The sequence below is a fragment of the Sphingomonas sp. MMS24-J13 genome, from assembly GCF_044905095.1.
Lineage (GTDB): Bacteria > Pseudomonadota > Alphaproteobacteria > Sphingomonadales > Sphingomonadaceae > Sphingomonas_I.
Window position 1 is genome coordinate 2,964,306 of sequence record NZ_CP173258.1, and the last position, 13,411, is coordinate 2,977,716.

Here is a 13,411-nt window from a genome sequence, read left to right on the forward strand (position 1 = left end):
GACTTACTTCATCTCGAGCATATCGCCTTTCGCAAGCATCGCCCTCAACCCATCGGGGGTTGCCAGCCACGCCGCCGCCTGGCCATCGCCTAGTAAATTCGCGCGCCAGAACGCCGTCGTGGCGGCGATCGTGACCGCGCGGACATGCGGATCTGGCTTCATCCCATTGCGCAACGTGTCCTGCCCGTTGAACTGCATATGGTTCGCGCCATCCAGCACGAGCAGATATTTTCCGCCCGGCGGCATTGCGCGGTAGGGGCGCTGGCGATCGCCGGCACTAACCCTGCGCTGCACGGGTACCACGTCGGCAGTGCCCGTGACCGACATGAAGGGGATGCGGATGCTCCCGAACGAATCCTTGTCGTCGTTCATGGCCGCCGGCGAGGGGCTGAACGCGATCGACGCCCTGATCCGGGGATCGGCGAATTGGGGGAACAGACCGAACGGATAATGCTGGCCCGAAACCGCCTGCGTCGTCACCGCACCGAAGCTGTGACCCGACATGCCGATCCGGCCCCGATCGATCCGGCCGAGATCGCAGGCACCCTCGCGTGGCCGGCGGAAAACCTCGTCCAGCACGAACTTCACGTCACCGGCGCGGGCGGCGAGTTGCTCGGCATTCATCGCCCGCAGGAACTGCCCGTTGAAAACGACCCCGCGATCGCTCCCCGGATGATCGATATTGATGACCGCAAGGCCGGCATCGGCCCACGCCTCGGCCCAGTCGGTACCCGAATCCAGATTGCCGTCGAGCCCATGGCTGAACAGGACGAGCGGCACCTTGCCGTTGCCCGCAGGCATACGGATACGCACCGGCACGGGCCGATCGCCGCGCGCGGGATCGCTCCAGGTCGCATTGCAGATCTGGACCGGGGCGGCGGCGTGGACGGCCGCCGGAAACGCTAACGCAACAGCAATGATGACCGCTTTGATCATGGCCCCTCTCCTCAGGCCGGTGGGCCGAACGCGGCCGCGAGCCGGGCGCGGGCGCTTCTCGCTTGTTTGATCCGGTTCAAGGTCTTCGCCCACTCGCCGAATACGAGGCGAAGCGGATTGTTGGATGGCGTGCGGTCGACCAGCCCGTACCGGATCGGCTCGCCCGTCTCGTGCGCGAGGGTGCCGAACAGGCGGTCGAAGACGATCACCACCCCGCCATAATTGCGATCGAGATAGGCCGCATTGGAGGCATGGTGCAGCCGATGATGGTGCGGGGTGTTGAATATCCATTCGAGCGGACCTAGCTTTCCGATCGCTTCGGTGTGCAGGAAGAACTGGTAACGCAGGTCGAACGCCAGCAGGGCGATCACAAGCCGCGGATCGAACCCTGCCAGAACCAGCGGCAGATAGCAGAGCCAGCCGCCCGACAGCGTGGTCGTCCAGCCCAGCCGCAAGGAACTGAGCAGCGTCAATTGCTCGGCCGAATGGTGCACGGCGTGGGTCGCCCACATCCAAGCGACGCGATGGCTCGCGCGGTGGAACCAGTAATAAGCGAATTCGACGCAGACGAATCCTGCCGCCCAGGTGCGCCAATCGTGGAGCGGCCAGCGAACGGGGGCAAAATGCCACGCCAGCGCCATCGCCGATCCCACCACCAGCGCATTGATCGCCGCGCTGATGATGTTGCCGGCGGCGAGGCCGAGGGTGGTGAGCGCGGTGCAGCCGTCATAGCCACGCCCGCTCCGCAGCCGCCAGACGACCTCGATCAGCACCAGCGCCAGCACGATCGCGAGCCAGACCGGCGAATGAGGGATGCGTTCCATCGCTCAGCCCCCCGGCTTCATCTGCTGCATCATCGTGCGCAACTGGGCCAGTTCGGCCTTGTCGACGAAGTTGTCATGGTCGGCATCGGCGCGATCGAACAGCAACGGCGGCGCGGCGGCCAGCTCGGCCCTGGTGACCTTGCCGTCATGATCGCTGTCCATCGCCGCGATCATCGCGTCGATCCGGGCAGCGGCCTGCGGGCGGAACTTGAGGATCCGCGTGAAATCGAGGCGACTGATGACGCCATCGCCGTTGCGATCCAGGCGCGCAAAATCGGCGGCGCGGGCGGCGATGAACTCGGCGCGGCTGATCCGGCCGTCATGATCGGTATCGGCCTTGTCGAGCATCGCGGCGGGATCGCGACCCGGCATCCGCGCCGAGGCGGGGATCGCGACGAGCGTTGCGGCAGCGGTGGCTAGGAGAAAGGTACGCATGGATTGTCCTTGATATCGGGACCGCACGTCTGACCTTACCCGTCATCACCGCCTTCGCGGGAATGACGGGGTCGTTCAAGCGCGGTCGAGGGGCTTCATTGCGGGGCGCGGGTCACCACACCGCTGACGGTCGCGCTGCTGCCGTCGATCCGGTTGCGCGTGGTGGAGAAACTGGCGGTGCCGTCGCCATTGGCAGTCGCCGTGGTGGATCGGCCGAAGCTTTCGCCGTTGTTGAGCGTGTGGGTGGCACCACCGGTGTAAGTGCCGTCGGCGACACTGCCCGAACGGGTGCTGGTCACGCCGCGCCCCGAATTGGTCTGAAAGCTGCGATTGGCCGAAACGCTGCCGGGCTGGCGATCGACCGACCGCGCTGCGACATAACCGCGCCCGCCCGAACCCTGCACGCTGACCGCACGGCCGTGGAAGCGCGCCTCGGCGGGCATTGCCGCCCAGGCGATCGTTGCGACGACGGCGGACGCGGCAATGGTGGTGATGCGAAACATAAGCCAAACTCCTCTACGATTGCGGTGGAGGCTTTATGGCGGGGGCCGGTAAGCCGCTCTTCTCGGGGCGGTCACGAAACGTAACGAAGTGTAACAGGCCTGACCCCGCCTCTTTTCGAGCTGGCTGGCGTGGCGCAATATTCCCGCCATGAGCGCCAGCCTGATCGCCGTCGTCGAGGATGATAACGAGATAGGCTCACTCGTCACCGGACTGCTGACGCGCGAGGGGTTCGAAGCGGTCGGGTGCCGCACGGCCGAGGAATTCGATCGCGTCAACGAACGCCGCCGCGTCGATCTTGCCATCCTCGATGTGATGCTCCCGGGCGAGGACGGGCTCTCACTCTGCCGCCGGCTACGTGCGGTGGGTGACGTTCCGGTGCTGATGGTGACCGCCAAGGGCGAGGATGTCGATCGCATCGTCGGGCTCGAGATCGGCGCCGACGATTATCTGCCCAAGCCGTTCAACCCGCGCGAACTGATCGCGCGTATCCGTGCGATCCTGCGCCGCACGCGCGACCTGCATCGTGTCTCCGCCCCCCTGCCGAGCGAGCGCTATGCCTTCGCTGGCTGGACGCTCGATGCCACCGCCCGCACTTTACTCGATCCGGACGACCATGAGGTCGAATTGACCGGCGGCGAATATGAATTGCTGCTGAGCTTCCTCACCCACCCCCGCCGCCTGCTCAACCGCGACCAGCTGCTCGACTGGACCCGCGGCCGCAACGCCGCCCCATTCGATCGCAGCATCGACGTCCAGCTCTCGCGATTGCGCCAGAAGCTCGCCGCCCATCCCAGCGGCGGCGCGCTGATCAAGACCGTGCGTGGTGGCGGCTATATCCTCGCCGCGGCAGTCGAGCGGACATGATGGCGATCGGCGGCAATCTTGCGACGCGGATCACGGCTTTGCTGTTGATCGGCTTCGTACTCCTCCAGCTCGTCGTCTTCGCGCTGATGGCGCTGCCGAACCGAGGCACGAGCCTCCGGCCCTATAATCTTCCATCGCCGTCCCAGCTCGGCGCGATGGCCGATGCGATCGAGCGTGCACCCGCAGCCGAGCGGCCACCGTTGCTCGCCCTGTTCAACGGATCGCTCTCCACCGTCCGCCTGCTGCCCGCCGCTCCGCCACGCGAAAGCGAGCCCGAGGCGGACGATCTGCGCGCGCTGGAGCGGGCCTATCGGGCGGCGCTGCCCGGCCGCGCGATCATCGTCGAAGGCGGTACCGGCCGGCTCAACCGCGCGCTGCGCCACCGGCCCGGACCGATACGCTTTCTATCCCCGGTTCATCTGTTCGTCTCTTTGCAAGGCGGCGGTACGCTGGAGGTCGACAGCCGACCCTCGATGCTGGTGCGCAATTACCTGCGCCAGCGCGCCCTCCTCGGACTGATCGGCGGGCTGATGGTGCTCGCAGCACTCGCGTTCGGCATCCGCGCGACGACCCGCCCGCTCACGCGCATGAGCGCCGGTGTCCGTCGTTTCGCCACCGCGCTCGATGCGCCCGATCTGCCGGTCACGGGCGCGCGCGAGGTGCGCGAGCTTTCGAGCGCGTTCAACGAGATGAAGGCGCGGATCGGCGGATTGATCGGCGAGCGCACTCGCATGCTCGCGGCGATCGCGCACGACATGCGCACCTACCTCACCCGCCTGCGATTGCGCGCCGAATATATCGACGATGCCGAGCAGCGCACCAAGGCCGTGCAGGACCTGGACGAAATGGCGCTGCTGCTCGACGATACCTTGCTGTTCGCCAAAACCGACAATGGCGCCTCGTCCCATCCCGAGCCGATCCACATCGCGACCGAACTGGCGCGGATCGTCGCGCAAAGGATCGAGATGGGATGCGCGGTGACGCTGGAGGGCGATGCCGCCGGCACGGTCATGGCCGATCGGATCGCGCTGCATCGCATGCTTGCCAACCTGATCGACAACGGCTTGCGCTACGGCACGAAGGTGAAGCTGACCGTGCACGAGACCGACGAGATGACCCAGGTTGCCGTCGCCGATGATGGCCCGGGCGTCCCTGCCGACGCACTCACCCGGCTCGGCCAGCCCTATGCGCGGATCGATCCCTCGCGCGACCGCGCCAGCGGCGGCGCGGGGCTTGGCCTTGCGATCGTGCGCGCGCTGGCGGGCCAGATGGGGGCAAGGCTGACCCTGGCCAACCGGACGCCCCACGGCCTGCTGGCCACGCTGACATTCATGCGAGCGTGACGTTTCGCTGCCAGGTGATTCTCTATTTTCCTGCCTTATGAGACGTTTCGCAGGATCTCGCGAGCGCTTCCCCTCCTATCGCGCAAAGAAATATAAACGATCGTTAACCAGCTAAGTCTGCCATTTCGCCATTGTATCCTGCGAGAGGCCAATGCCTTCGAAACGCATCCCTTTGACATCGGTAAACGTAGTTTTTAGGCTTTTGCGCTGAGTGGTTCGCAAACCGCGAACATGTTCCCGGCGAGTATGCCAGTGCTGATCATTGCTGGCGTTCCCTTGGCTGTGGGACTGCTATTCTCGACCGCGATCCATATCGTCTGGCGACGACGCCGCGAGGCCCGCCATGCCCGCACCTGGAGCCTGGCTTTCGCCGTGATCGCGGCGGGCTGGGGGCTGACGATCATGACCGGATGGATCGCCGGCTCATCGCCCGTGCCCGGGATTGCAGCAAGCCTATCCTGGCTCGCGGCCGCCTTGCTGTTCGTCCACGGGCTGCGTCAGCGCGAGCGGCGGGCCGATCGCGGCGCGGTGCTTGCCGCGATCTGGGCTGCCATCGCAGTCTGCGACGGCCTGCTGATCGATATGAATCCGGGACGATTTCCGCTTCTGTCCGGCGGCGCACCCGTCCTCACGGCGATCGGGCTGCTGCTGGCGGCGATCGCGGTCGGCCCGCGCCTCCGCCGGAGCGGTTCGCTCGATTGGATCGCCGCCGCTTTGCTGCTGAGCTTCGCGACAGGCAATATCCTGCTCGACGCACTGATGATCGCGGATGGATCGGCCTTTCCGATGATCCTCATCGTGCCGCTGTTGAGTGTAATCATCTATGTCGGCCTCGGGCTGGCGGCGATGCTGCTGCTATCCGAAGATCTCACGATCGCGCTCGAGCGGGTCGCCCGCATCGATCCGCTGACCGGGCTATGGAACCGGCGCGCATTCAACGAAGCGGCCCCCCATATGCTCGAGCAGTTGGCATCGTCGCAGATGCCGTTGCAGGCTTCGGTGGCTTTGTCGGACATCGATGCGTTCAAGAGCATCAACGATCGCTTCGGACATAATGTCGGCGACGAGGTGCTGGCGGAATTTGCCCGGACGCTGAAAAACGAGATGGGCCACAACGACCTGCTCGCGAGGCTGGGAGGCGAGGAGTTCGTCTTGCTGGCGATCGGCCTCGACGGGCCGGCCCTGCTCGAGCGGGTCGAACTGCTGCGCAAGGCGATCGGCGTCCGGCATTATGCCGATGGCAGGCTGCCCCCGATCACGGCCAGCTTCGGCGTTGCGGAAATCTCGCCCTACACGCTCGGCCTGCGCGATGCGCTCGAGCGTGCCGACCGCGCACTCTACAGCGCCAAGGAGAATGGCCGCAATTGCTCGGTGCTCGATCCGACCCCCGACGGCGACGAGCCGAACACGTAGAAAATCCGCCTCAGCACCGGCAGGCGCATACCACATTTAAACGCGGATGCGCGACGGCTCGTCATGACTGCGTCAGGCGTTGGACGGGGATCCGTTCGGCATCGACATGCCGGTACCGATACGCGCAGTGCGGTCGGCGTCATCGATCGCGGCGAGCAACGTATCGAAGCTGGTGATCCGCTCGATCGGATAGACGCGGCGCAGCCCCTCGCCGAGGCCGCGCAAGTCCGCCTCGGTCAAGAAAGCCACGGCTACGATGCGATCATCTTGCCCCATATCACCCCAACGCGTCAGTCGCCGATCGGACCCATGACAAAGTGTTTTGATTGACCCCGGTTAAAGACACCGGAAGTGGCGCGTGAGACATTCTCGTCCTGATGGAATGGGACGACGGACATGGGCATGCAAAGCTCGACGGATCGGGATTATCTGCGCAAGCGCGAAGTCGAGGAGCGTGAGGCTGCGGCGAAAGCGGCGGATGGTGCCAGGCTGATCCACCTGGAACTCGCCAAGCTCTATGCCATGCGGCTGGAGCGTGACGATGACGGGCCGTTGCTGCGCGCTGTCGGCGGATCGAACGCCTGACATCGATAAATCGTTTTTTCCATGAACTCTGGCGCCCATAGCGGCGTTGTCGCGCCTCTATTCTCTCAACTCAGGTGATCGATGGTGGCGCAAGAGCTTCAGCCCGGCGACTTTCTCGATCCGGCTATCATCCTATCGGGGCCGGTCGACTATGACATGTATGCCTCGTTCCGCGAGCAACTGCGCCGTGCGCCGGATACGGGCCTCGTGGTAACGACGCTCGCGACGCTCGGTGGCGACCCCGAGGTGGCACGGGTCATGGGCGAGGATATCCGCTTCCACAGCGATCATGAGGCCGAGAAGCGCCGCTTCGTCTTTCTCGGCAAGGCAGCGATCTATTCGGCCGGCACGACCTTCATGAGCTTCTTCGCGCCGGAAAATCGCTATCTCACCCGCGGCACCCGGCTGATGGTTCACGAGCGCAAATTATCGAAGCAGCTTTCTATCGATGGCCCGCTGACGACCTGCATCGCCACCGTCCAGGCGCAGCTGAACGAGATCGAAGCATCGATCGCGATCCAGAACGAGGGGTTCGAAAACCTTATCCGCGGATCGCGGGTAACGATCGACGAGGTTCTCGAGAAGGCGCCAAACAACTGGTATATCGAGGCCAATGAAGCCCTGTCGCTCGGGCTGATCCACGCAGTCCTGTAAACCCCCTCCCCGCCGGGGAGAGGGAATCTTCTAGCCCTTGACTTTCACCGCTGACATCTTCGCTTGGGGCAACTTGCCGGCATCCGCCAGAGCCTTCAATTCGGCCTTGCGCGTGGCAAGCTCAGCGCCCAGCTTGTCCATGTCGAGATCGGTGTGGCTAGCCTGCGAAAACATGCCGCGCAGCCACTTCTCTTCCTCCTGGACATGGTGCCTTATCTCTTCTGAGAGAACCTTCACCTTGGCATCGTAATAGGGATCGGTCGGCTTCGCGGCCACGAGATCGTTGATCAGCACCTTGGCGCCATCATGCTCGACCACCCCTTCGTCGACGATATCGGCATCGATCTTCGGCCGTACGGCGGGATAGAAGATCTCTTCCTCGATGATCGTGTGGATCTTGAGTTCGTTGCAGATCTGCTCGACCAGCCGGGCTTTGGTATCCGAACGCCGGGCCTTGTCGAATTCTTCGAACAGGCCGTCCACGGCACGATGGTCGGCCTTGAGCAGGCTGATCGCGTCGATCGGCTTGGGCGGCGCCTTGGTCGATGCTTTAGCCATGATAGGTGTCTCCATTCGAGGCGTCGAACCAGAGGATCGCCCGGTATCGATCGAAACAGCGTGCGCCGCAGGTCAGGCGCATGAGCGCGCCTTCGGCGATCGCGGTCGCGCGGCGCGGATCCTCTCGCACCAGCGGTATCAGCGCCTCGCGGTTCCAGTCCTCGCTGTGCTTGACGTCGAGCACGGCATGGAGATCGAAATAGCGCCGTTCGCGATCGGACAGCCCGATGCGACGCAGCCCTGCCGCAACGCAGGCCGACCGTCCCGGTGCGGTCAATTCGATCACGCCGAGTGCGCCGACCGAATGCCAGGCATAACGCCGGCTCGTCGCCATGGCGGTCATCGCGTTTGCGAGCGCCAGGCTTTCCCACACGGTGTTCTCGATGACTGGCGTGACCGCGAGCGTTTCGACCAGCGTATCGAGCATCGGCCCGTGCATGCCCCTGGCATTGCCGCGGCCCATCTCATCCCAATAATTCCGCGCCAGTTCGAGCTTGGCCTGGACCGGTAATTTGACTTGCGTAAGCGCGACGAGATCGTCGAAGCCGGCTTCGCCGGCGGCCTCCTGTTCGAAGAACCAGCGCAGTTGATCACGATCGGCCTGCTCCGCGAGCCAGGGAAACAGAGCATCGCCTTGCCCCGGCCCAACTTGCTTTAAGTCCTCGAACCAGGAGACGAACGCCTCTGCCTCGGTCGGTGCCTCGGCCGCCTGATCGATCACGCTCACGCGCAATTCTTCGAGATAGGCACCTTCCAACCGTTGCATGCGCAGGTCGCGCTCCAGCGTCTTCTGCCAGCCGGTATCGGGGAAACCCGGTGCGAGCCGCTCGCGATTCCAATGTGCGAGCCCACGTTGGAAACTGTCGGTGAGAAATTGCGATCGGGCATGGCTTTGCCCGCGTGCATCGATGGAATGCAGCATCTTAGCTCCTGAACTGGTGAGGGGCCCGATTGCCGTTGACCCGGTCGAACATGAGGGAAGAACTGCCCACGGCGCCCGGAGTTGCCGAACATCTGCACAATTAACGAAGGTTAGGACGAATCATGCCTTGCCTTGGGCCCTAACGTCCGACGATTTTGACCGCCTCGGAAAAGGGAATGTTCGCGAGAATTGTCCCTTCGTCATCGACGATCTCGAGCCGGCCATCCAGGTTCAGTTCGCCCTCCAGCACCTCTGCGCTCAGAAAGGAGCGAATGCCTTCGAGGCCCGCTCGGCGCGCGGCTGCCAGATCGGCGAAATTCGCCCCTTCGGGGTCGAGCACAGCGCCTACGCTGTTATAAACGTTCAACCGCAGATGAGGCATGCGCCCAAAAATGCTTCTAACCCCGCGGAGTTTCACAATTAACCCGTGTTTGGTCGATTCTAAGCATCGGCCTTGCGAAGTTGCAGGTAGGCGGCATCGAATTCGCCGATCGTCGCGAGCCGATCGAAATCGCAGATCCGGACGCTATCGGCTTCCTTGGTCACGATCCCGTCCTCGCGCAACCGCTTGAGCACGCGGTTGAGGTGGATAGGGGTGAGGCCGACCGCATCGGCCAGATTGATCTGGGTAATCGCGAACGGGAAGCAGCCGTCCTCGCCAAGCCCGATCGCACGATAGCGCAGGCTCATTTCGCAAAGCAGATGTGCGACCCGCGCCGCCGCATCCTTGCGCGCGATATTGACGTTCCATTGCGCCATCACATTGCCGTCGACGACGCAATCGCGCCAGAAAGCGAGCGCGATCGCGGGGAAGCGAACGGTCAGATCGGTGAGCGCGGCGTGGGGCACGCGCAGGATCGTGGTCGGCACGACGGCATGCAACGCCCAGGTCACGTTGGGCATCACGACAGAATGGAGATCGGCCATATCGCCCGGGATGTGGAAGGCGACGAAACCACGGGTGCCGTTTCTGATCTGCGCGAAACGCGCAACCAAACCGTCGACGATCAGGCAGGCATGTTTGATCTTGTCGCCGATGCGGACGAAATCATGTTGCACGTCGACAATGCTGGCGGATGCCGGCAATCTGAGGATCGCCTGCTTCTCCTCATCGGACAGAACCGATCGCACGAGCAATCGATCGAGATACAGGGCCAGCGCCTGCTCAACAGTTCGTATCATTGATGCCTCCGCCGCGCATATCGAAACAGCGCGGCGAGAGTTCCGTCCAATGAGTGTCAGGCCAGTTCGGCGATCATGCTTTTCGCGCGGGCGACGGCCGCATCGCGCTGCTCGTCACCAAGCTTCACGCCTTCGGCGACGACAACCTCCAGATCGGTGACGCCGAACGTGGCGAACACCGTGCGCAGCCAGGTTTCGGCATGCTCGGCATCGCGCCCGGGCGTGCCCGGCGCATAGATCCCACCGCGCGCAATCGCGAGGATCACCTTCTTGCTCCCGGCCAGGCCCTCCGGGCCCGCGGCGGTATAGCGAAAGGTCTTTCCCGGCACGAACAGCCGGTCGACCCACGCCTTGAGCTGGGTCGGTACGGTGAAATTATAGAGCGCGACGCCGATCACGACCGTGTCGGCGGCAAGGAATTCATCGAGCGCATCTGCATCCTGCGCATGCGCCTGCCCGGCCATCAACGCGGCGATCCCCTCGCCGCTCAGGTGCGCCAGCGGATCGGCAGCGAGATCGCGATAGGTGACCGTCGCATCGGGATGAACCGCGCTCAACCGCGCCACCGCTGCCGCGGACAGATCACGGCTGATCGAATGGGGCCCGAGGATACTCGAATTGATATGGAGGATCTGCATGGTCGTGCTCCGGTCTGGAATTGTGACCTGGACCACATATGTGACTCTGCGTGCCTGCCAAGGAGGCATATTTCGAGGACCTGGTCATATGGATGCGACCCGCATCGCGCAGCACGATAGCAACGATTGCCGGAAGGTCAGCCGCGTGCTCGCCCGCGTCGGCGAGAAATGGACCGTGCTCGTGGTGATGCTGCTGCGCACCGGTCCGCGCCGCTTCAACGAGATCAAGCGCATGATCGGCGGCATCAGCCAGCAGATGTTGACCCGCACGCTGAAGGGGCTCGAACGCGACGGCATGGTCACCCGCACCGTCCACCCGACGGTGCCGCCGCAGGTCGAATATGCGCTGACGGCGCTCGGCCATTCGCTGAGCGAGCCGGTCAAGGCGCTGGGCGAATGGGCGACCACGAACATGGCGGTGATCGAGGAAGCACGCGGCAGGTACGATGAGAGGGTGGACCTGTAAGACCCTCCCCGACTTCGTCAGGGAGGATTTTAACCCTTACTTCGCCGGCGGCAGTGTCATCGGATCCCAATGCTCGTCGGCCTTGCCATCGACGAAGCGCCACATATCGAACCAGGTGGTGGTATAGGATTTGCTCGGATCCTTGGGATCCTTCATCTCGCGCACATAGCTAACCGTTACATAATCGCCCTCGGCCTGCACCGCGACGACCTTGGTCTGCATCTTCGCCGGGATCGGCTTCGGCTGGACCTTGGCGATATCGACGAAATAATGGACGACCGCATCCAGCCCCGAGGCCGCGACCGGATTATGCTGGATATAGGCCTTGGTCAGATATTGGGGCGCCATATCCCAATGTCCGGCCTCGAGCAGATCGCGCACGATCTTCAGCGCCACCTGCTTGTTGGCGTTCAACTTCGGATCGGGGCTGGTGAAGAGCGCCTCAGGGTTGGCGCTGGCGACGACCGGCGCGCTGAGCACCTGGGCATGCGCCATGCCGCTATCGAGCAGCAGGGCGGCGGCGAGAATCCAGATCGGGCGTTTCATGTGGCGTATCCCCTCTTGCATAGCGAGCCATCGACGCGACCCGCCCGTTGCGCGCCGCCTTATGCCCATGTCGCGCGCCATTCGCCAAGATGCGAATGACCGCGCTACAATTCCATCGTTCCGATGAAATGCGCGATGCAGAATGGGGATTGCCTGCCAAGCGCTCGACATTGCCAGTTGCGCAGACGCGCGAAGCCATCAGCATAGTTTCGAGCCTGCCAGCTGGCGCTTCCGGCTCCCGACAGGTCGGTACCTGGGGCACAATCCGCGTCACCCCGGCCACGGCGGGAGATGACGATTCAATTTGGACGAACAAGCCCAAGAAAAAGGGCCGGACAGGCGGCAACCAGTGCCCACCCGCCCGGCCCCAAAATTCTTTCCGGCGAACGATGTTCGCTTGGAGATCAATCGACCTTGATCTTCAGGCGCGTGCGCTTCGGCGCCGCAGGCGGCGGAGCGGGCTCGGCCTTCTTCCGGCCGAGACCGATCGCCTTGGCGAGCGTGCGGCGCTTCTCGCTATAGGCAGGGGCGGTCATCGGATAATCGGCGGGCAGATCGAACGCCTGACGATAGCTTTGCGGAGTATAACCCTGGCCTTTGATGTGGCGCGCGAGCATCGCATAGGGCTTGCCGTCGATCATGCTGATGATGTGCGCCGGGTTCGCCAGCGACTTGCGGGCCGTCACGGCGCCCTGCGGCTTGGTCTCGGCCGGCTTTGCGACAGCCGCACCACTGAGGCCGCCGAGCGCACGGTGCACCGAGGTGATCAGCGTGGACACATCACCGGTCGCAACGCTGTTGTTGCTCACATAGGCGGCAACGATTTCCGCAGTCATGGTCAGCATATCGTTCGGTAGTTCTTCACTCATATCTTACTCCAAAGCACAATTTCCTTGAATCCTCCGCTGCGCGCGTCCGGCGCGTTGGTCAAGTACGTATATTTAGCACGATCGACTTTTGTTTGGACTTTGTTCACAAATCGAGGCGAAGTGAAGGGGCGCCGTATCGCCCATGGCCCAGCTTGCGATCGAAAAAGCACCCGATCGTTGCCCGGTCGACACTGCAGCCGCTGGGACAGCCTGAAAAAGTCGCCGCACCCATTTCTCCCCGGAGATGAAGCACATCCTCGATCATTTCGAGCCGACCCGCCCGGGAGAACGTTGAATCCGCAATATTCTATCCTTCCCGACTGTCGCGCTCCGGCCAATCTGTACTCGCCCAGGCTTACGGAAACACTTCGACTATTGGACTCTGGTACAGAAACGGATGCCCGCCTTGCGCGATCAACTGGGGCCCGCAGGGAGGCGGCAGGAATACGGGTTTCACACGAAACGAGCTTCAGCCGGAATGAGAACGGCGATTATTCGTCGATTTGCGCCGAAGTAGCGTTAACGCTGACGATGCGAATTTGTCGAACTCATCTACGCCATTCCCAGCGTGATCGCGTATGAATGGTCGAAGCATGGCACCTGTTTCGGGCCTCACGCCGACCGATTACTTCATGCTCTCGAAATCAGGCGCCGCCGTCGTCGTCGTGCCAT

18 protein-coding genes are annotated in these 13,411 nt (G+C 63.4%); 6 read left to right on the forward strand and 12 right to left on the reverse strand.

Annotated elements, in window-relative coordinates; genetic code table 11:
• Window positions 1–3: 3 nt before the first annotated feature.
• The 4 genes from AB4Z44_RS13670 to AB4Z44_RS13685 form a co-directional block, all read right to left on the reverse strand.
• Window positions 4–936: an alpha/beta hydrolase family protein gene (locus AB4Z44_RS13670; protein WP_404710249.1), complete on the reverse strand. Its 933-nt coding sequence runs from the start codon at window positions 934–936 to the stop codon at window positions 4–6.
• Window positions 937–947: 11 nt separating this feature from the next.
• The gene (locus tag AB4Z44_RS13675) at window positions 948–1,760 is read right to left on the reverse strand and encodes a sterol desaturase family protein (protein ID WP_404710250.1); all 813 of its coding nucleotides are present in this window, start codon (window positions 1,758–1,760) and stop codon (window positions 948–950) included.
• Between the two features lie 3 nt (window positions 1,761–1,763).
• Window positions 1,764–2,195: an EF-hand domain-containing protein gene (locus tag AB4Z44_RS13680; protein ID WP_404710251.1), complete on the reverse strand. Its 432-nt coding sequence runs from the start codon at window positions 2,193–2,195 to the stop codon at window positions 1,764–1,766.
• A gap of 95 nt (window positions 2,196–2,290) precedes the next feature.
• A complete protein-coding gene (locus tag AB4Z44_RS13685) occupies window positions 2,291–2,698 on the reverse strand; it encodes a hypothetical protein (RefSeq protein ID WP_404710252.1) in 408 nt (135 codons plus the stop codon).
• Between the two features lie 148 nt (window positions 2,699–2,846).
• Here AB4Z44_RS13685 and AB4Z44_RS13690 point away from each other — a divergent pair, with 148 nt between their 5' ends.
• From AB4Z44_RS13690 to AB4Z44_RS13700, 3 genes are all read left to right on the forward strand, one after another.
• Window positions 2,847–3,563, forward strand: a complete 717-nt coding sequence (locus AB4Z44_RS13690; RefSeq protein WP_404710253.1) for a response regulator — start codon at window positions 2,847–2,849, stop codon at window positions 3,561–3,563.
• Window positions 3,560–4,906 (forward strand): ATP-binding protein, encoded by a 1,347-nt coding sequence (locus AB4Z44_RS13695; RefSeq protein ID WP_404710254.1) that lies wholly within the window; start codon window positions 3,560–3,562, stop codon window positions 4,904–4,906. The genes AB4Z44_RS13690 and AB4Z44_RS13695 overlap by 4 nt, the downstream gene beginning before the upstream one ends.
• 252 nt (window positions 4,907–5,158) lie before the next feature.
• Window positions 5,159–6,319, forward strand: coding sequence for a diguanylate cyclase (locus AB4Z44_RS13700; RefSeq protein WP_404710255.1), 1,161 nt, complete (start codon window positions 5,159–5,161; stop codon window positions 6,317–6,319).
• Window positions 6,320–6,391: 72 nt separating this feature from the next.
• Here AB4Z44_RS13700 and AB4Z44_RS13705 read toward each other — a convergent pair whose 3' ends face one another.
• Entirely contained in the window at window positions 6,392–6,568 is a 177-nt protein-coding gene (locus AB4Z44_RS13705; protein ID WP_404710256.1) for a hypothetical protein, read from the reverse strand.
• 153 nt (window positions 6,569–6,721) lie between these two features.
• On the opposite strand from AB4Z44_RS13705, the gene AB4Z44_RS13710 reads away from it, so the two are divergent.
• On the forward strand, window positions 6,722–6,904 hold the full coding sequence (locus AB4Z44_RS13710) for a hypothetical protein (RefSeq protein ID WP_404710257.1): 183 nt from the start codon (window positions 6,722–6,724) through the stop codon (window positions 6,902–6,904).
• Between the two features lie 81 nt (window positions 6,905–6,985).
• Window positions 6,986–7,558 (forward strand): peptidase S14, encoded by a 573-nt coding sequence (locus AB4Z44_RS13715; RefSeq protein ID WP_404710258.1) that lies wholly within the window; start codon window positions 6,986–6,988, stop codon window positions 7,556–7,558.
• Between the two features lie 30 nt (window positions 7,559–7,588).
• On the opposite strand, the gene AB4Z44_RS13720 is transcribed toward AB4Z44_RS13715, so the two are convergent.
• From AB4Z44_RS13720 to AB4Z44_RS13740, 5 genes are all read right to left on the reverse strand, one after another.
• Entirely contained in the window at window positions 7,589–8,116 is a 528-nt protein-coding gene (locus AB4Z44_RS13720; protein ID WP_404710259.1) for a hemerythrin domain-containing protein, read from the reverse strand.
• Window positions 8,109–9,038, reverse strand: coding sequence for an iron-containing redox enzyme family protein (locus AB4Z44_RS13725; RefSeq protein ID WP_404710260.1), 930 nt, complete (start codon window positions 9,036–9,038; stop codon window positions 8,109–8,111). The genes AB4Z44_RS13720 and AB4Z44_RS13725 overlap by 8 nt, the downstream gene beginning before the upstream one ends.
• Before the next feature lie 139 nt (window positions 9,039–9,177).
• The gene (locus tag AB4Z44_RS13730; RefSeq protein WP_404710261.1) at window positions 9,178–9,378 is read right to left on the reverse strand and encodes a DUF6894 family protein; all 201 of its coding nucleotides are present in this window, start codon (window positions 9,376–9,378) and stop codon (window positions 9,178–9,180) included.
• Window positions 9,379–9,479: 101 nt separating this feature from the next.
• Window positions 9,480–10,220 carry a Crp/Fnr family transcriptional regulator gene (locus AB4Z44_RS13735; protein ID WP_404710262.1) on the reverse strand — a complete coding sequence of 247 codons (741 nt, stop codon included), beginning with the start codon at window positions 10,218–10,220 and terminating at the stop codon, window positions 9,480–9,482.
• Window positions 10,221–10,276: 56 nt separating this feature from the next.
• Entirely contained in the window at window positions 10,277–10,858 is a 582-nt protein-coding gene (locus AB4Z44_RS13740) for an FMN-dependent NADH-azoreductase (protein ID WP_404710263.1), read from the reverse strand.
• Between the two features lie 88 nt (window positions 10,859–10,946).
• On the opposite strand from AB4Z44_RS13740, the gene AB4Z44_RS13745 reads away from it, so the two are divergent.
• Window positions 10,947–11,324 (forward strand): winged helix-turn-helix transcriptional regulator, encoded by a 378-nt coding sequence (locus tag AB4Z44_RS13745; RefSeq protein WP_404710264.1) that lies wholly within the window; start codon window positions 10,947–10,949, stop codon window positions 11,322–11,324.
• Between the two features lie 36 nt (window positions 11,325–11,360).
• Here AB4Z44_RS13745 and AB4Z44_RS13750 read toward each other — a convergent pair whose 3' ends face one another.
• Both AB4Z44_RS13750 and AB4Z44_RS13755 read right to left on the reverse strand, forming a co-directional pair.
• Window positions 11,361–11,870, reverse strand: coding sequence for a nuclear transport factor 2 family protein (locus tag AB4Z44_RS13750; protein WP_404710265.1), 510 nt, complete (start codon window positions 11,868–11,870; stop codon window positions 11,361–11,363).
• Between the two features lie 404 nt (window positions 11,871–12,274).
• On the reverse strand, window positions 12,275–12,739 hold the full coding sequence (locus AB4Z44_RS13755) for a MucR family transcriptional regulator (RefSeq protein WP_404710266.1): 465 nt from the start codon (window positions 12,737–12,739) through the stop codon (window positions 12,275–12,277).
• Between the last annotated feature and the right edge of the window lie 672 nt (window positions 12,740–13,411).

Bases quoted from the DNA above. Each gene is read 5' to 3' on its own strand.
- AB4Z44_RS13710 (WP_404710257.1), top strand. From the start codon at position 6,722: ATGCAAAGCTCGACGGATCGGGATTATCTGCGCAAGCGCGAAGTCGAG.
- AB4Z44_RS13750 (WP_404710265.1), bottom strand. From the start codon at position 11,870: ATGAAACGCCCGATCTGGATTCTCGCCGCCGCCCTGCTGCTCGATAGC.
- AB4Z44_RS13755 (WP_404710266.1), bottom strand. From the start codon at position 12,739: ATGAGTGAAGAACTACCGAACGATATGCTGACCATGACTGCGGAAATC.
- AB4Z44_RS13735 (WP_404710262.1), bottom strand. From the start codon at position 10,220: ATGATACGAACTGTTGAGCAGGCGCTGGCCCTGTATCTCGATCGATTG.
- AB4Z44_RS13695 (WP_404710254.1), top strand. From the start codon at position 3,560: ATGATGGCGATCGGCGGCAATCTTGCGACGCGGATCACGGCTTTGCTG.
- AB4Z44_RS13680 (WP_404710251.1), bottom strand. From the start codon at position 2,195: ATGCGTACCTTTCTCCTAGCCACCGCTGCCGCAACGCTCGTCGCGATC.
- AB4Z44_RS13720 (WP_404710259.1), bottom strand. From the start codon at position 8,116: ATGGCTAAAGCATCGACCAAGGCGCCGCCCAAGCCGATCGACGCGATC.
- AB4Z44_RS13690 (WP_404710253.1), top strand. From the start codon at position 2,847: ATGAGCGCCAGCCTGATCGCCGTCGTCGAGGATGATAACGAGATAGGC.
- AB4Z44_RS13740 (WP_404710263.1), bottom strand. From the start codon at position 10,858: ATGCAGATCCTCCATATCAATTCGAGTATCCTCGGGCCCCATTCGATC.
- AB4Z44_RS13725 (WP_404710260.1), bottom strand. From the start codon at position 9,038: ATGCTGCATTCCATCGATGCACGCGGGCAAAGCCATGCCCGATCGCAA.
- AB4Z44_RS13675 (WP_404710250.1), bottom strand. From the start codon at position 1,760: ATGGAACGCATCCCTCATTCGCCGGTCTGGCTCGCGATCGTGCTGGCG.
- AB4Z44_RS13715 (WP_404710258.1), top strand. From the start codon at position 6,986: ATGGTGGCGCAAGAGCTTCAGCCCGGCGACTTTCTCGATCCGGCTATC.
- AB4Z44_RS13685 (WP_404710252.1), bottom strand. From the start codon at position 2,698: ATGTTTCGCATCACCACCATTGCCGCGTCCGCCGTCGTCGCAACGATC.
- AB4Z44_RS13670 (WP_404710249.1), bottom strand. From the start codon at position 936: ATGATCAAAGCGGTCATCATTGCTGTTGCGTTAGCGTTTCCGGCGGCC.
- AB4Z44_RS13745 (WP_404710264.1), top strand. From the start codon at position 10,947: ATGGATGCGACCCGCATCGCGCAGCACGATAGCAACGATTGCCGGAAG.